Source organism: Ketogulonicigenium vulgare WSH-001 (assembly GCF_000223375.1).
Lineage (GTDB): Bacteria > Pseudomonadota > Alphaproteobacteria > Rhodobacterales > Rhodobacteraceae > Ketogulonicigenium > Ketogulonicigenium vulgare.
Map to the genome: position 1 here is coordinate 50,090 of NC_017384.1, position 14,305 is coordinate 64,394.

Consider the following 14,305-nt stretch of genomic DNA (forward strand, 5'->3'; position numbering starts at 1 on the left):
GTGACACTATGGGGCCTGCCAAAAGAAATGGGGGGCTTTACGCCCCCTCGTTCTTTGTGTCGTCGGTGACTGCCAGCTTGCCCCTTGGTTAATAGGGGTAAGCGATGGGCGATTCGCGGGTCAAGAAAAATGATTCGCCAAAGACGAATCAGCCCTCATTTTCCCGCAACACATGCCCGGCAAGATAGAGCGAGCCGCAAATCAGCACCCGCTCGCCCGGAAAGCGTGCGGCAATCGTTCGCAGCGCGGCTTGCAGATCATCCGCCGCGCTGGCCTGCATGCCGACGCCCTGCGCCATCGCGGCAAGGTCAGGGGCGGGGATGGTGTTCGCCTCATCCGGGATTGCGATGGCGGTAAAGCTTTTCGCCAAAGGCGCAAGCGGGCGCAGATAGCCGCTGGCGTCTTTGGTGTTCAGCATACCGCAGATCAGATGGATCGGCTTGTCGCGCATCGCGGTCAGCGTCTGGGCAATCACAAGGCCAGCCGCAGGGTTGTGCCCGCCGTCCAGCCACAGATCACATGGCGCCACCAGTTCGGCCAAGGGGCCAGCGGTCAGATGCTGCATCCGGGCAGGCCATTCGGCGCGGGTGACGGCCGCCTCGCAAGCGGCGTCATCGGCGCCCAGCAGGCGCAGGGCCGCAATCGCGGTGCCTGCATTCATGATCTGATGCGGCCCGCGCAGGCGCGGCAGCGGCAGATCCAGCAGGCCGCGTTCGTCCTGATAGATCAGACGGCCATTTTCGGTGCCGACATGCCATTGCTGGCCATAAGCATGCAGCGGCGCGCCAAGGCGGGCGGCCTCGGCCTCGATCACGGCCATGGATTCGTCATGCTGGGGCGCAACGACGACTGGCACGCCGCGCTTGATGATCCCGGCCTTTTCACCCGCGATCTTGGTCAGCGTATCGCCAAGATAGCCTTGGTGATCCAGATCGACCGGCGTGATGATGGTCAGCGCGGGGCGCGCGACGACATTGGTCGCATCCAGCCGCCCCCCCATGCCGACTTCCAGCAGCGTGTAATCGGCGGGCACCTCGGAAAAGGCAAGGATCGCGGCGGCGGTTGTAATCTCGAAATAGGTAATCGGCGCGCCGCCATTTTGGGCGTAAACGCGATCAAGATAGCCTTCCAGCGCGGGCTCGGAAATCAGCGTGCCCGCCAGACGGATACGCTCGTGAAAGCGCGCCAGATGCGGCGAGGTATAGGCATGCACGCGCGATCCGCCCGATTCCAGACCGGCACGGATCATCGCTTGGGTCGAGCCCTTGCCATTGGTGCCCGCGATATGGATCACGGGCGGCAGGCTGTCTTGCGGGTTGCCAAGTTTGCCAAGGATGTCCCACATGCGGTCCAGCACAAGGTCGATGACCTTTGGGTGCAACTGCATCATCCGGCGCAAAATGCGGTCGGATCCGGCATCATCGGCGGCGCGGGGGGCGCCGGGAAGGCTCATTTTATTTCTTCTCCGGCGCTGGCTTGGCGGCTTTTGCAGGTTTTTCGGCGGGCTTGGCGGCGGCTTCGGCGGCGGGCGCCTCGGCGGGCGCAGGGGCGGGAACGGGGCCAACCACATGCTGGGGCAGGCCCATCAGCATACGGATGATCGTTGCCAGTTCTTCCTTCATCTTGCCACGCGGGGTGACGCGATCCAGCATACCGTGATCCAGCAGATATTCGGCGCGCTGGAACCCTTCGGGCAGCTTTTCGCGGATGGTCTGTTCGATCACGCGGGGACCTGCGAAACAGATCAGTGCGTTGGGCTCGGCAATCTGCACATCGCCCAGCATCGCATAGGATGCGGTAACGCCGCCCGTGGTCGGGTTGGTCAGCACGACGATATAGGGCAGACCCGCTTCTTTCACCATGTCGACGGCCACGGTCGAGCGCGGCATCTGCATCAGCGAGAGGATCCCCTCTTGCATCCGCGCGCCGCCCGCGGCGGTGAACACAACCAGCGGACGCTTGGTCTCGACCGCGCGCTGCGCGGCGGCGATCAGCGCGTTGCCAACATACATGCCCATAGAGCCGGCCATGAACTTGAATTCCTGACAGGCGACAATGGCGGGAGTTTCGAAAATCTCGCCCTCGGCGACCAGCATGGCGTCTTTCTCGCCCGAGGATTTCTGCGCGGCTTTCAGACGGTCGGTATATTTCTTTTGGTCGCGAAAATGCAGCGGGTCGACCAGCGGCTCGGGCACTTTCAACTCGGCGAACTGGCCGCCGTCGAACAGCGCCGTCAGGCGCGCGCGGGCCGTGATCGCCATGTGATGGCCGCAATGCGTGCAGACGTTGAGGTTTTCCTCAAGCTCGCGGTGGAACAGCATGGTGCCGCATTCGTCGCACTTGCTCCACAGGTTTTCCGGCACGTCGGTGCGCCGCGAAAACAGCGAGTTCAGCGTCGGGCGGACGTAATTCGTGATCCAGTTCATGGGTTCCTTGCCGTTCGGCCTCAATCTTTAACCCCTGAAATAAGGTGCATGGCCCAAAGATGCAATCATGGGGATAGACAAGTCGGCCGCTTTCGCGTGCTATCCGCGCATGGAATGGCTCGGCATCCCCTTTGATTGGCGCACACTGGCCACCTTTGCGGTGCTGGGCTTGCATTATGCACTGGTGATTGCCGTTATTTTCCGCGTGCTGGTGCGTGACCAGATGGAGCCCGTCGTCCGTCTGTCATGGGTCATGCTGATCGCGCTGATCCCGGTTCTGGGTGTTATCGTCTATCTGCTGTTTGGCGAGATTCGCCTGAACCGCGCCAAAGGGCGCAAGATGCAGAACGTGCGCAATCAGTTAACGGCGCTGTGGGAGGCGAATAATATCTCGCATGGCTCGGCGCATGAGGCCGCGACCAGTTTCGCCATGGGCACCGCCACCAGCGATTTTGTCCCCGTGACCGACAACCGCCTGACGATGTTGCCCCAAGGCGATGCGATGATGGATGATATGATCGCCGCCATTGATGGGGCGACCGATACGGTTCACATCCTGTTTTACATCTGGCTGCCCGATACGATCGGCACCCGCATGGTGCAGGCGGTCAGCAATGCTGCGCGCCGCGGCGTGACCTGCCGTGTTCTTGTCGATGCGCTGGGCTCGCGTCTGCTGATCGGGTCGAAACATTGGAAGGCGATGCGCGCGGCGGGCGTGCGGCTGCACCGCGCCTTTCCGTTTCGCAACCCCTTGGTCGAGGTTTTGTTCCAGCGCGTTGACCTGCGCAATCACCGCAAGGTGGTCGTGGTGGACAACCACATCAGCTGGATCGGCAGTCGCAATTGCGCCGACGAGGCCTTTGCAATCAAGCGCCGCTATGCCCCCTGGATCGACATTCTGATGCGGGTCGAGGGGCCGCTGGTCCGCCAGATGCAGGCGGTCTTTATCGCCGATTGGATGCTGTATGATGACGATGCGCCGGTTGATCTGCTGGTCGCACCGCAGCCGCATTTCCCGCCCGAGGATGACGGGCCGGTGGTCGCGACCGGCACCACGGGGCAGGTGATCGCCTCGGGTCCCTCGCAAAGTCAGATCGGCATTGCCGATACGCTGATCGCCATGTGCTATGCCGCGCGCAGGCGGTTGACCGCCACGACGCCCTATTATCTGCCCGACCCCGCGCTGCATCAGGCGCTGCTGGCGGCCGCGCGGCGGGGCGTCGATGTGACGCTGGTGCTGCCAAAACGCAACGATTCATGGATCATCGCCGCCGCCAGCCGCAGCCTGTATCCGACGCTGCTGGCCGCGGGCGTCAAGATTTTGGAATATGAGGGCGGGCTTTTGCACGCCAAGATTATGACGGTCGACGGCATGCTCTCGATCGTCGGATCGGCCAATCTGGACCGGCGCAGCTTTGATTTGAACTATGAATGCAACATCTTGATGGATTCGCCCGAGGTGGCGGACATGCTGGACGAAAGGCAGGCGATCTATCTGCAGAACTGCAAGCCTGTGACACTGGCCGATGTGGCCCGCTGGCCAACCTGGCGCAAGGTCTACCACAATCTTGTCGCGCTGGCTGGGCCGCTTTTGTAACTTGCGAAAACATTTTTGCCCGCAAAAGACATAAAGTTGTCTTGAACCCGCTCGCGCGCAGGGTTATTCCCCCCTTCAGCCATTGAACCTGGGAAGGACCCCATGCAGAACAGCCGCTTTGACAAGTCCCGCCTGCCCAGCCGCCACGTGACCGAAGGTCCCGAGCGCGCTCCGCATCGTAGCTATTTCTATGCAATGGGGATTTCCGAGGAAGAGATTCACCAGCCGTGGGTTGGTGTCGCGACCTGCTGGAACGAAGCGGCGCCGTGCAACATTGCCCTGAACCGTCAGGCGCAATCGGTGAAAATGGGTGTGAAAAAAGGTGGCGGCACGCCGCGCGAATTCACCACCATCACCGTGACCGACGGTATCGCCATGGGGCACGAGGGGATGCGCTCGTCGCTGGCGTCGCGCGATGCGATTGCCGATACGGTCGAATTGACGATGCGCGGCCACTGCTATGACGCCATCGTCGGCCTTGCCGGTTGTGATAAATCGCTGCCGGGGATGATGATGGCGATGGTGCGTCTGAACGTGCCGTCGGTGTTCATCTATGGCGGCTCGATCCTGCCGGGCAAATTGAACGGCCGCGATGTCGTAGTGCAGGACGTGTTCGAGGCTGTCGGCCAGCACGCCGCTGGCAAGATGACCTCGGCCGAGCTGGACATTCTGGAACGTATTGCTTGCCCCAGTGCCGGTGCCTGCGGTGGTCAATATACCGCGAACACCATGGCCTGCGTGTCCGAGGCCATCGGCCTTGCGCTGCTGAACAGCTCGGGCGCGCCTGCGCCTTACGAATCGCGCGACCAATATGGTGACTTCTCGGGTCAGGCCGTGATGCGTCTGATCGAAAAGAACATCCGCGCCCGTGATATCGTCACGCGCAAATCGCTGGAAAACGCGGCGCGCGTTGTGGCTTGTACCGGCGGCTCGACCAATGCGGGGCTGCACCTGCCGGCCATCGCGCATGAGGCGGGCATCGATTTTGACCTGTTCGACGTGTGCGATATCTTCCGCGACACGCCTTATTTCGTGAACCTGCGTCCGGGTGGCGATTACGTCGCCAAAGACCTGCACGAGGTTGGCGGCGTGCCGGTCGTGATGAAGGAGTTGGCGAAACAGGGCCTGCTGCATCTGGATTGCATCACCGCCTCGGGTCGCACTTTGGGCGAAGAGCTGGAGACCATCACCCATGAGGCCGATGGCCGCGTGATCTATCCGATTGAAACCCCGATCACGCCCACGGGCGGCGTCGTTGGCCTGCGCGGCAACCTCGCGCCCGATGGGGCTATCGTGAAGGTCGCGGGTATGAAGCCGGAAGAACAGATCTTTACCGGCCCCGCGCTGGTATTTGAATGCGAAGAAGACGCGTTCGAGGCTGTGACCCATCGCCAGTATAGCGTCGGCGACGTAATCGTCATTCGCAACGAGGGGCCCGCTGGCGGCCCCGGGATGCGCGAAATGCTGTCGACCACCGCCGCACTGTCGGGGCAGGGCATGGGCAAGAAAGTTGCGCTGATCACTGACGGTCGTTTCTCGGGCGCGACGCGCGGCTTCTGCGTCGGCCACGTTGGCCCCGAAGCGGCCCATGGCGGCCCCATCGCTATGCTGAAAACCGGCGATATGATCACGATCAATGCCGTGACCGGCGAGATCTCGGTCGATCTGACGGATGAGGAACTGGCCGCGCGCAAGGCCGATTGGGCTGGTCCGCGTCAAACCGAATATGAGTCGGGTGCCTTGTGGAAATATGCCCGTCTTGTGGGCACCGCCCGCCTTGGCGCTGTCACTCATCCGGGTGCGAAAGCCGAGCGCCACGTCTATATGGATCAGTAAGCGATCAAGAAAGGCCCCAGCCCCCAAGCCGGGGCCTTTCGTTTAACCAATCGCCACCCAATATTCACGCGAGCGAAGATTTGCGCTTTGCGCTAAGATATTGTTTGTTTTACACATGGGCCAAGGCGGCCTGTGGGCCGCACCGACGCTGGGGCCTCCGATGTCTGAATTTTTGAACAATCTGTCGGGCCGCATTGCACGGCGCTATTGGTCGCAAGCCGCCACGCGCGCGGCTGATACCAGCACATCCCCCGCAAAGGTGAAACAAATCGCTGACGAAGCGGGCCGGTTGCGCCACGATCTTGATGCGATTGAGCGCGCTGCAGCGGCCCGACTGAATTTTGCGGCTGCGCCCGATAATGGTATAGAACAGCCGGTCAGCAGCGATTGGGCATGGCGGCCCGAATTGTGGACGGCACCCTTGCGCCCAGCCGTTTTAATTGGCCCAGAAAGCGGCACCGCTTTGGGGCAGCATATGAAGTTGTTCCACGACGGCAATGCCGGTCAGGCGCTAGTGCGTCAGTCGCGTAATACGCGCGCGGGGCTGGCATCCTATCGCTTTGAAATCGAGACGTTCCGATTTGACGCAAGTTATGTCAGCCTGGTGCTGACGCTGCCAGAGGCGCCTGTGACCGGGTTGAAGTTACGCCATCTGATCGCGCTGAACCTTAACTATATGACCGAAGGCGGGCTGGTGGGTTTCGCGCGGTTGAACGTGAAACACGGCCCCAATGTCGAAACGATTCTGCGCGAACTGCCGCCGGGCGATTATGATACCAGCGTCGAATTCGACATGGCCTATACCAAGTTGAATGAAAAACGGGTCGAAGCGATGTGGCTGGACCTGATCTTTGAAAAACCGACGTTAAACCGCATTGTGATTAATGATTTGACGATGGCGCGTTTCCCGCGCGCAGAGATGTAGGCTGCTCATGACACTGATTGAAACGCGTATTGTCGAAGGTATATGGGAAGGGCTGCTGACGGACACGGTGCTCGAGCCACGCTTGGTCGCCAGTCATAACGGTGTGGACCTGCCCGTCGCATGGACGGCACAAGAGGGCGGCGATTATGCCCTGCGTGTCGAGGTGCCGCGTGCAATGGTCAGCGCGGGTCAGCATGTAATGATCATCCGTGATCAGGATACAGGGATCGAGATTTCGCGGTTTGTGATGGCGGTGGGCGAAGACGCGTTGAACCCCCAGCAGGCTGAAATTGCCATTTTACGGGCCGAGCTTGACTTGCTCAAATCGGCCTTTCGCAGCTTTGCCCGCGATGCCGAAGATTTCCAACGCATCATGGTCGAACAGATGGAGGGCGAGGGCGGTATCTAATCCCCCCCCGCATGTGAAAAAGGGCGCTGCTGCGCCCTTTTATTTTGCCAGATCTTGGGTGGGATAGAAAATCCCGCCAGGGGATGCGGTAAAGACCTCGTGCCCGTCTGCGGTAATGCCAATCGAGTGTTCGAACTGCGCCGACAGGGATTTATCGCGCGTCACCGCCGTCCAGCCATCTGCCAGAACCTTGGTCTCGTGTTTGCCCAGGTTCACCATCGGCTCGATGGTAAAGAACATGCCTTCCTCCAGCACGGGGCCAGAGCCCGCGCGGCCATAATGCAGCACGTTTGGCGGGGCGTGGAACACGCGGCCCAGGCCGTGGCCGCAGAAATCGCGCACAACCGACATACGCTGCGCCTCGACATAGGTCTGGATCGCATGGCCGATATCGCCATAGGTATTGCCGGGTTTGGCCTGTGCAAGGCCGACCATCAACGCCTCATGCGTGACATCGATCAGACGTTGGGCTTTGCGTGAAAGGCTGCCCGCCACATACATGCGGCTGGAATCGCCATACCAGCCATCGACGATGACCGTGACGTCGATATTCATGATATCGCCGTCTTTCAGCACCTTGTCGCCGGGAATGCCGTGGCAGACCACATGGTTCAGCGAAATACACGACGCATGCTGATAGCCGTTATAGCCGATCGTGGCCGATGTCGCGCCATGCGCCTCAACCATCTCGAGGATCAGCTTATCCAGCGCGCCGGTTGTGACGCCGGGCTGCACATGCGGGGTGATATCGTCCAGAATCTGGGCGACGACGCGGCCAGCCTCGGCCATGCCGGCGAAATCGGCCAGCTCATGAATGCGAATCCCTTCGCGCGTCAGTCTTCCTCTGCGTTCGTCCACTGCTTTCATCCTTTCGTCTTGATCGGCAGATAGTCGATCATCGGCGACAAATCCAGACCATGGGTCAAAGGCCGGGGTAGAAGTCGCGCCCGGCCATGCCTATACCTGAAGGAATGGGTATTTCAGGTAAATGAGGGGGCCGCATGGCCAATCCGACAGCTGCAATTCTACTGATCGGCGATGAGCTGCTGTCCGGCCGCACGCGCGACAGTAATATGTTCTTTCTGGCGCAAGAGCTGACGCGCCTTGGGATTGACCTGAAACTGGCGATGATGATCCCGGACGAGGCGCAGACGATCACAGACACGGTGCGCGATGTATCGGGGCGGTTCGATCATGTCTTCACCTCGGGTGGGATCGGGCCGACGCATGACGATATCACTGCCGATGCCGTCGCCGCCGCGTTTGACACGCCCATCGGTGTGCGCGACGACGCCCGTGCCTTGCTAGAGGCCAGTTATACCCCGCGCGGCATCGAGCTGAACGAATCGCGCCTGCGCATGGCCCGTATTCCCGATGGCGCGGCGCTGATCGACAATCCTGTCAGCGCAGCTCCCGGCTTTTCCATCGGCAATGTCCATGTGATGGCTGGCGTGCCCCGCGTGTTCGAGGCGATGTGCCACGCGCTGCTGCCGGGGCTGGCCTCTGGCCGTCCGGTGCTGTCACAGACCTGGACCGTCATGCGCGGCGAGGGCGAGATTGCCGCCCGTCTGGGCGAGATCGCGGCGGATTTCCCTGACCTTGCCATCGGCTCTTACCCCTTCTCGAAAGACAGCGTCTACGGCACCAATATCGTTGTGCGCGGCGTCGACGGCCCGCAGGTCGAGGCGGCGCTGGTTATCCTGGCCGAGGCCTTTCCCGCATGAGTCTGATCGACCGGATGGAGCCAAGCTGGCCGCCAGTTGCCCGTTTTACACATGGCCCCTTCGTGTTGCGGCAGGGTCTGGGCGGCGGCAGCCGCGTGAGTGCCATCTCGCTCGCCGATCCGAATGTCCCAGCCGATCAGATCCAACGCGCCTTGCCGGATGTCGAGGCAGCCGCCCGCACGCTGGGCCAGCCGCCGCTGTTTCTGCTGACCGATGATGACGCTGCTGATATGGCGCTGGCAAATATCCTGCGCGCGCGCGGCTATGCCCTGTCTGACGAAGTCTTTGCCTTCGAAGGCCCGCTTGCCACCGCTGCATTGGCTGCGGGGCTAAAGGTGCATTCCGGCTGGCCGGCAGGTGCGGATGCTTTGGCGGTCTGGAACAATGACGGCCGCGTCGGCGCGGCGCGTATGGCGGTGATGGCGCGTGCGCGCGGCGAGAAGGCCGTGATCTCGCTGTGTGATGCGACGGGCCCGGTCGGGGCGCTGTTCGCTGCGATCCATGATGGCGCGGCGGTGCTCCACGCGATCGAGGTGATCCCCGCCGCCCGCGGGCGTGGTTACGGCCATGCGCTGATGATCGCGGCCAGTAACTGGGCGCGGGCGCATCGTGCAGATCGCCTGATGCTGGTCGTGACCAAACAGAACCTACCGGCTGTCACGCTGTATCTGCGGCACGGCTTGCAGGTGATCGGCGGCTATTACTATCTGAAATCCGCATGATACGGGCGGCTTTGGCCTTGGTGTTCGGGCTATGCGCTTCGGTCGCGATGGCGTTCGAATTGCCGCTGTCCCCCAGCGCGGTCGAAACCTATGATGTTGCCGAGGCGGCGCGCAGCTATGCGCTGCCAACCGGCCCTTTCGCAGATGGCGCGCTGCCGACCCGCACTATTGACGGCGCAGTGCAGCGACGCGCGTGGCGGATTGCCGATCCCAATCCCAATACTCTGCCCTTGATGCAGCAAATCCGCGCGAATCTACAGGCCGAAGGCTACGATATCCTGTTCGATTGCGCGGCAAGCGCCTGTGGCGGCTTTGATTTTCGCGCAGGTGCCGAGGTGATCGCCGCCCCCGCGATGTTCGTGGATTTGGGGGATTTCCGCTTTCTCGCGGCGCAGCGTGATGGCGCGGCGCTGTCGGTGCTGATCAGCAAAAGTGTCGCCGCGCTGCATGTGCAACTGATCGAGGCAACCGCAGGAGCCGCGCCGATGCCCATCGCCCCCATCGCAGAAGCGCTGCCGTCTTGGGCGATGACGCTCGAGGTCGAGGGACATGCGGTCATTGATGGCCTGGCGTTCGAGACGGGCAGCGCAGCCCCATTGCCCGGCGCGGATGTGGCGCTGGGGGCGCTGGCGGATTGGTTGCGCGCAGATCCCGCGCGTCGGGTGTTGATCGTCGGACACACCGATGCCAGCGGGAGCTTGGCTGCGAATATGACCATTTCGCAGGCGCGGGCCGAGGCCGTCGCTCAGCGGCTGCGCAGCGAATTCGCCGTGCCCGCCGCGCAATTGCAAGCGGCAGGTGCGGGTTACATGGCCCCGCGCGCGCCCAATGACGATGAGGCGGGCCGCGCCCTTAATCGGCGGGTCGAGGCGGTGCGTCTGCCCGCAGCAGGGTGATATGCGTGTCGCCGTAGCGGCGGCTTTCCAACAGGGTGAAACCGGTAGGCGGCGGGAAAGGCCCGCTTTCCTCGGCCACGATCAGCGCCCCTTCGGCGATCCAGCCCCCCTTGCGGGCCGCCAGCAGTGCCGATGTGCCCAGCCCCGCGCCATAGGGCGGATCGAGGAACACCAGATCCGCCGCCGCGCCGGAATTGGGGGGCAGGGCGCCGGTGTCCACCGCCAGCAGGCGCGTATCTGAGGCGCGGCCCATGCGGGTGATATTGTCGCGGATCAGGCGCTGCGCGACGCGGCCACTATCGACCAGCGTCACATGGGCCGCGCCGCGCGACAGCGCCTCTAACCCCAGCGCGCCGGTGCCTGCAAACAGGTCCAGCACGGTGGCCCCGCCTATCGGATCGCCAAAACGCCCGCCCGCCAGCAGGTTGAACAGCGACTCGCGCACGCGGTCGGTGGTCGGGCGCAGATGCGCGGCGGGGTCGCCGCGGCCGACCTCGGCCAGATGCAGCCCGCGATGGCGACCGGCGATAATCCTCACTTCAGCAGCGCCTTCAGATCGAGGGCGGGATCGGCGACCAGTGCCGGATCGGCGGATTTGCCCGCCTCGATCAGGCGTTTGCCGACCATATAGGCGCGGGGGTCGTTCATCGCGTCGATGGCGACCAGCTGGCCGCCCCGATAATACCAGTTCGACTGTATCAGCCCCTCACCCTTGCGGATGGTGATATCGTCGCTGGCTGCGCCAAGCCCCGCGATCTGCAATTTGCAATCATATTGATCCGACCAGAACCACGGCTTTGGCGCATAGGGCACGCCCTGTCCCAGCATGTTCAGCGCGACGTTTTCCGCCTGATCAATCGCGTTTCCGACGCTTTCAATCCGCATCCGCACGCCTTGATAGACCAGGGCTGCCACATCGCCCGCTGCATAAATCGCGAGATCGCTGGTGCGGCCAAAGTCATCAACGGCAATGCCGTTCTCGACCAAAAGCCCTGCATCGCGGGCCAGCTGGTCGTTCGGGATGATGCCGATGCCAACAATCACCAGATCCGCCGTAACTTGCTGGCCATCCGTCAGCACAGCGCCGGTGACATGACCCGTGCCCAGCAGATGATCGACCGAGACACCTTCCAGAATCTTGACGCCATGGCTTTCATGCAGGGCGCGGAAATAATCCGACGTTGCGGGGGCTGCGACGCGCGACAGGATGCGCGCGCCAGAATGTACCAGCGTCACATCAAGGCCGCGCTTGGCGGCAACCGCCGCCGCCTCGAGACCGATATAGCCGCCGCCTACGACCAGCAGCGATTTTCCGGCCGTCAGCAGCGGGTCGAGCGCATCGGCATCGGCCAGGTTGCGCATGGTCAAAACGCCCGCCAGCGCGCCGCCTTTGTCTGCAGGCAGCGGGCGGGGATCGGCGCCCGTGGTCAAGGCCAGCGCGTCGTAATCCAGCGCGCTGCCATCGGACAGCGTGATACGGCGAGCCGCGCGGTCAATCGCGGTCACGGTCAGGCCGGTGCGCAGGGTGATGTTGTGTTGCTGGTAAAAGGCGGCGGGGCGCAGGTACAGACGCTCGCGTGCCATCTCTCCGGCAAGGTAGGCTTTCGACAGCGGCGGGCGCTGATAGGGAGGGTCAACTTCCGCCCCGATGATGGTGATCGCCTGTGTGTAACCGGCTGTGCGCAGCTTTGCGACCAGCGCTGCCGCTGCCTGTCCGCCCCCGATCACAACGACATGGTTCAGCGCATCCATCAATAAATCTGCCTTCGTGCTGGAATAAACGCGTGATGCATATACACATGAGGGGACGGACAAAAGCCCAAAGGAGGCAAGAATGACCATTGCAGTCGGAGACAAGCTGCCCAGCGCGACCCTGTTGCGCCTTGGCGCGGGCGGTGTGGAACAGGTCGAGGTCGATGCCCTGACCGCGGGCCGCAAAGTCGTGATTTTCGGCCTGCCCGGCCCGTTCACCGGCACCTGCACCACCGCGCATGTGCCCAGCTTTATTCGCACCCGCGCCGCCTTTGCCGATAAGGGCGTGGACGAGGTGATCTGTATCGCCGTCAGCGATGCATTCGTGATGAAGGCCTGGGGCGACAGCACTGGCGCGATTGCTGGCGATATCAGCATGTTGGCCGATCCGCTGTCGACCTTTACCAAGGCGATTGGCCTGAACTTTTCCAACCCTGCGATCGGCTTTGTCGACCGCTCGCTGCGCTATGCGCTTTTTGCCGAAGATGGCGTGGTCAAGGTGCTCAGCGTCGAGGAAAACGCCGGTCAATGCACCATTTCGGGCGGCGAAGACCTGCTGTCCAAGATCTAAGACCTATTGGCCCGCGAATTCATCCATTTTGCGGGCCATTTTCACATCCAGATCGGTCAACCCGCCCGCCGAATGCGTGGTCAGCCGCACCTCTACACGTTTATAGACATTGCTCCATTCGGGGTGGTGATCCAGCTTTTCGGCCACCATCGCGACGCGGGTCATAAAGGCGAAAGCGGCGTTAAAATTCTTGAAGATAAAGCTGCGGCGGATCGCGATTTCATCGCTCGATAATGTCCAGCCACTTTCGAGCAGCGCGTCCAATCCATCGGGTTTCATTCCGGCTCTCTTTCCTGTCCATCGCGGCGGAAGGGGCCATAGGTGGTCAGCACTTCGATCTCTTCGTCCACGGCTGCGGTTTCGGCCTGCACGAAATCGGCGACGGCGGCGCGAAAGCCGGGATCGGCGATCCAATGCAGCGAATGCGTTGGGCGTGGCAGATAACCACGCGCCAGCTTGTGTTCACCCTGCGCGCCAGCCTCGACCAGCGGCAGGCCCTGTGCAATCGCAAAGTCGATGGCGCGGTAATAGCACAGTTCGAAATGCAAAAAGGGGTGGTTTTCCAGCGCCCCCCAATAGCGGCCATAAAGCGCGCCTGCGCCGATGAAATTCAGCGCGCCCGCAATGGGGCGGCCATCACGCAGGGCCAGTACCATCAGCACATCATCGCGCAGATCGCGCTGGCAGATCTCGAAAAACGCCCGTGTCAGATAGGGCTGCCCCCATTTGCGTGCGCCGGTGTCTTGGTAGAATGCCCAAAACGCATCCCAATGGGCTGGCTGTAGCTGATCGCCGGTCAGGCTGACAATCTCGCCGCCGAAATCCAGCGCCTCGGCCCGTTCGCGGCGCAGGGTCTTGCGCTTGCGCGAGGACAGCGCGGCAAGGAAAGCGTCAAAATCGCGATAGCCGTTGTTCTGCCAGTGAAATTGCGTGCCGATCCGGTGCAGCAGGCCCATTTGACTACCCGCCGCCGCCTCATCCTCGGTGCAAAAGGTGATGTGCAGCGATGACAGATCGTTCTGCGCGGCCAGTTGCACGGCGCCTGCGGTCAGGGCGGCCATCACCTCGGGGTCATCGGTCAGGAAACGGCGACCGGTGGCGGGGGTAAAGGGCACTGCGATTTGCAGTTTCGGGTAATATTGCCCGCCCGCCCGCTGCCACGCATCGGCCCAGCCAAAGTCGAACACATATTCGCCCTGGCTATGTGATTTTACATAAAGCGGACTGACGCCGACGGTTTTGCCATTGCGCAGCGCTTGCAAGTACAGCGGTTGCCAGCCGGATCGCCCACCGACCGAGCCGCTTTCTTCCAAAGCGTTCAAAAAGCGATAGGTCGTGAACGGATCGCGCGCCCGCGCCGCACCCGAGGGGTTGGCGCAGGCGTCCCAGTCCGCCGCGCCGATGGCGGCGATACTGTCATGGGTTTTCAGGGCGATGTCGGACATCG

15 protein-coding genes are annotated in these 14,305 nt (G+C 62.3%); 8 read left to right on the forward strand and 7 right to left on the reverse strand.

The genetic code is table 11. The annotated features are described in order from the left end of the window. Positions 1-148 precede the first annotated feature (148 nt). On the reverse strand, positions 149-1,453 hold the full coding sequence (locus KVU_RS00235) for a bifunctional folylpolyglutamate synthase/dihydrofolate synthase (protein ID WP_013383296.1): 1,305 nt from the start codon (positions 1,451-1,453) through the stop codon (positions 149-151). 1 nt (position 1,454) lies between these two features. Then, positions 1,455-2,426 (reverse strand): acetyl-CoA carboxylase, carboxyltransferase subunit beta, encoded by a 972-nt coding sequence (accD, locus tag KVU_RS00240; protein ID WP_013383297.1) that lies wholly within the window; start codon positions 2,424-2,426, stop codon positions 1,455-1,457. Positions 2,427-2,493: 67 nt separating this feature from the next. On the opposite strand from accD, the gene cls reads away from it, so the two are divergent. The 4 genes from cls (at position 2,494) to KVU_RS00260 (ending at position 7,193) form a co-directional block, all read left to right on the forward strand. Next, entirely contained in the window at positions 2,494-4,023 is a 1,530-nt protein-coding gene (gene cls / locus KVU_RS00245) for a cardiolipin synthase (RefSeq protein ID WP_014537429.1), read from the forward strand. 102 nt (positions 4,024-4,125) lie between these two features. Beyond that, positions 4,126-5,859, forward strand: coding sequence for a dihydroxy-acid dehydratase (gene ilvD, locus KVU_RS00250; protein WP_013383299.1), 1,734 nt, complete (start codon positions 4,126-4,128; stop codon positions 5,857-5,859). 160 nt (positions 5,860-6,019) lie between these two features. Beyond that, positions 6,020-6,784, forward strand: a complete 765-nt coding sequence (locus tag KVU_RS00255; RefSeq protein ID WP_236953122.1) for a DUF6478 family protein — start codon at positions 6,020-6,022, stop codon at positions 6,782-6,784. Between the two features lie 7 nt (positions 6,785-6,791). Continuing rightward, positions 6,792-7,193, forward strand: coding sequence for a hypothetical protein (locus tag KVU_RS00260; protein ID WP_013383301.1), 402 nt, complete (start codon positions 6,792-6,794; stop codon positions 7,191-7,193). A 39-nt stretch (positions 7,194-7,232) separates the two neighbouring features. Here KVU_RS00260 and map read toward each other — a convergent pair whose 3' ends face one another. Beyond that, a complete protein-coding gene (gene map, locus KVU_RS00265) occupies positions 7,233-8,051 on the reverse strand; it encodes a type I methionyl aminopeptidase (RefSeq protein ID WP_013383302.1) in 819 nt (272 codons plus the stop codon). A gap of 143 nt (positions 8,052-8,194) precedes the next feature. On the opposite strand from map, the gene KVU_RS00270 reads away from it, so the two are divergent. From KVU_RS00270 to KVU_RS00280, 3 genes are read left to right on the forward strand one after another with little or no spacing between them, the layout of a single operon-like run. Next, complete coding sequence (locus KVU_RS00270; RefSeq protein WP_013383303.1) at positions 8,195-8,917, forward strand: competence/damage-inducible protein A; 723 nt, start codon at positions 8,195-8,197, stop codon at positions 8,915-8,917. Then, positions 8,914-9,639, forward strand: a complete 726-nt coding sequence (locus KVU_RS00275) for a GNAT family N-acetyltransferase (RefSeq protein ID WP_013383304.1) — start codon at positions 8,914-8,916, stop codon at positions 9,637-9,639. Before KVU_RS00270 ends, KVU_RS00275 begins: the two co-directional genes overlap by 4 nt. Then, positions 9,636-10,535 carry an OmpA family protein gene (locus KVU_RS00280; RefSeq protein WP_013383305.1) on the forward strand — a complete coding sequence of 300 codons (900 nt, stop codon included), beginning with the start codon at positions 9,636-9,638 and terminating at the stop codon, positions 10,533-10,535. The genes KVU_RS00275 and KVU_RS00280 overlap by 4 nt, the downstream gene beginning before the upstream one ends. Here the strand turns inward: KVU_RS00280 and rsmD are convergent. Then, positions 10,492-11,073: a 16S rRNA (guanine(966)-N(2))-methyltransferase RsmD gene (gene rsmD / locus KVU_RS00285; protein WP_013383306.1), complete on the reverse strand. Its 582-nt coding sequence runs from the start codon at positions 11,071-11,073 to the stop codon at positions 10,492-10,494. The two genes, KVU_RS00280 and rsmD, sit on opposite strands and share 44 nt — an antisense overlap. Next, positions 11,070-12,287, reverse strand: a complete 1,218-nt coding sequence (locus KVU_RS00290) for an NAD(P)/FAD-dependent oxidoreductase (RefSeq protein WP_013383307.1) — start codon at positions 12,285-12,287, stop codon at positions 11,070-11,072. The genes rsmD and KVU_RS00290 overlap by 4 nt, the downstream gene beginning before the upstream one ends. 82 nt (positions 12,288-12,369) lie before the next feature. Here KVU_RS00290 and KVU_RS00295 point away from each other — a divergent pair, with 82 nt between their 5' ends. After that, entirely contained in the window at positions 12,370-12,858 is a 489-nt protein-coding gene (locus tag KVU_RS00295) for a peroxiredoxin (protein ID WP_013383308.1), read from the forward strand. Positions 12,859-12,861: 3 nt separating this feature from the next. Here KVU_RS00295 and KVU_RS00300 read toward each other — a convergent pair whose 3' ends face one another. Together KVU_RS00300 and KVU_RS00305 are read right to left on the reverse strand one after the other, a co-directional pair. Then, positions 12,862-13,137 (reverse strand): 4a-hydroxytetrahydrobiopterin dehydratase, encoded by a 276-nt coding sequence (locus KVU_RS00300; protein ID WP_013383309.1) that lies wholly within the window; start codon positions 13,135-13,137, stop codon positions 12,862-12,864. Then, positions 13,134-14,303, reverse strand: a complete 1,170-nt coding sequence (locus KVU_RS00305; protein WP_013383310.1) for a GNAT family N-acetyltransferase — start codon at positions 14,301-14,303, stop codon at positions 13,134-13,136. The genes KVU_RS00300 and KVU_RS00305 overlap by 4 nt, the downstream gene beginning before the upstream one ends. Between the last annotated feature and the right edge of the window lie 2 nt (positions 14,304-14,305).

Excerpts from the sequence above, each read along its gene's own strand:
- KVU_RS00235 (WP_013383296.1), bottom strand. The coding sequence starts at position 1,453 with ATGAGCCTTCCCGGCGCCCCCCGCGCCGCCGATGATGCCGGATCCGAC.
- accD (WP_013383297.1), bottom strand. The coding sequence starts at position 2,426 with ATGAACTGGATCACGAATTACGTCCGCCCGACGCTGAACTCGCTGTTT.
- cls (WP_014537429.1), top strand. The coding sequence starts at position 2,494 with ATGGGGATAGACAAGTCGGCCGCTTTCGCGTGCTATCCGCGCATGGAA.
- ilvD (WP_013383299.1), top strand. The coding sequence starts at position 4,126 with ATGCAGAACAGCCGCTTTGACAAGTCCCGCCTGCCCAGCCGCCACGTG.
- KVU_RS00255 (WP_236953122.1), top strand. The coding sequence starts at position 6,020 with ATGTCTGAATTTTTGAACAATCTGTCGGGCCGCATTGCACGGCGCTAT.
- KVU_RS00260 (WP_013383301.1), top strand. The coding sequence starts at position 6,792 with ATGACACTGATTGAAACGCGTATTGTCGAAGGTATATGGGAAGGGCTG.
- KVU_RS00270 (WP_013383303.1), top strand. The coding sequence starts at position 8,195 with ATGGCCAATCCGACAGCTGCAATTCTACTGATCGGCGATGAGCTGCTG.
- KVU_RS00275 (WP_013383304.1), top strand. The coding sequence starts at position 8,914 with ATGAGTCTGATCGACCGGATGGAGCCAAGCTGGCCGCCAGTTGCCCGT.
- KVU_RS00280 (WP_013383305.1), top strand. The coding sequence starts at position 9,636 with ATGATACGGGCGGCTTTGGCCTTGGTGTTCGGGCTATGCGCTTCGGTC.
- KVU_RS00290 (WP_013383307.1), bottom strand. The coding sequence starts at position 12,287 with ATGGATGCGCTGAACCATGTCGTTGTGATCGGGGGCGGACAGGCAGCG.
- KVU_RS00295 (WP_013383308.1), top strand. The coding sequence starts at position 12,370 with ATGACCATTGCAGTCGGAGACAAGCTGCCCAGCGCGACCCTGTTGCGC.
- KVU_RS00300 (WP_013383309.1), bottom strand. The coding sequence starts at position 13,137 with ATGAAACCCGATGGATTGGACGCGCTGCTCGAAAGTGGCTGGACATTA.
- KVU_RS00305 (WP_013383310.1), bottom strand. The coding sequence starts at position 14,303 with ATGTCCGACATCGCCCTGAAAACCCATGACAGTATCGCCGCCATCGGC.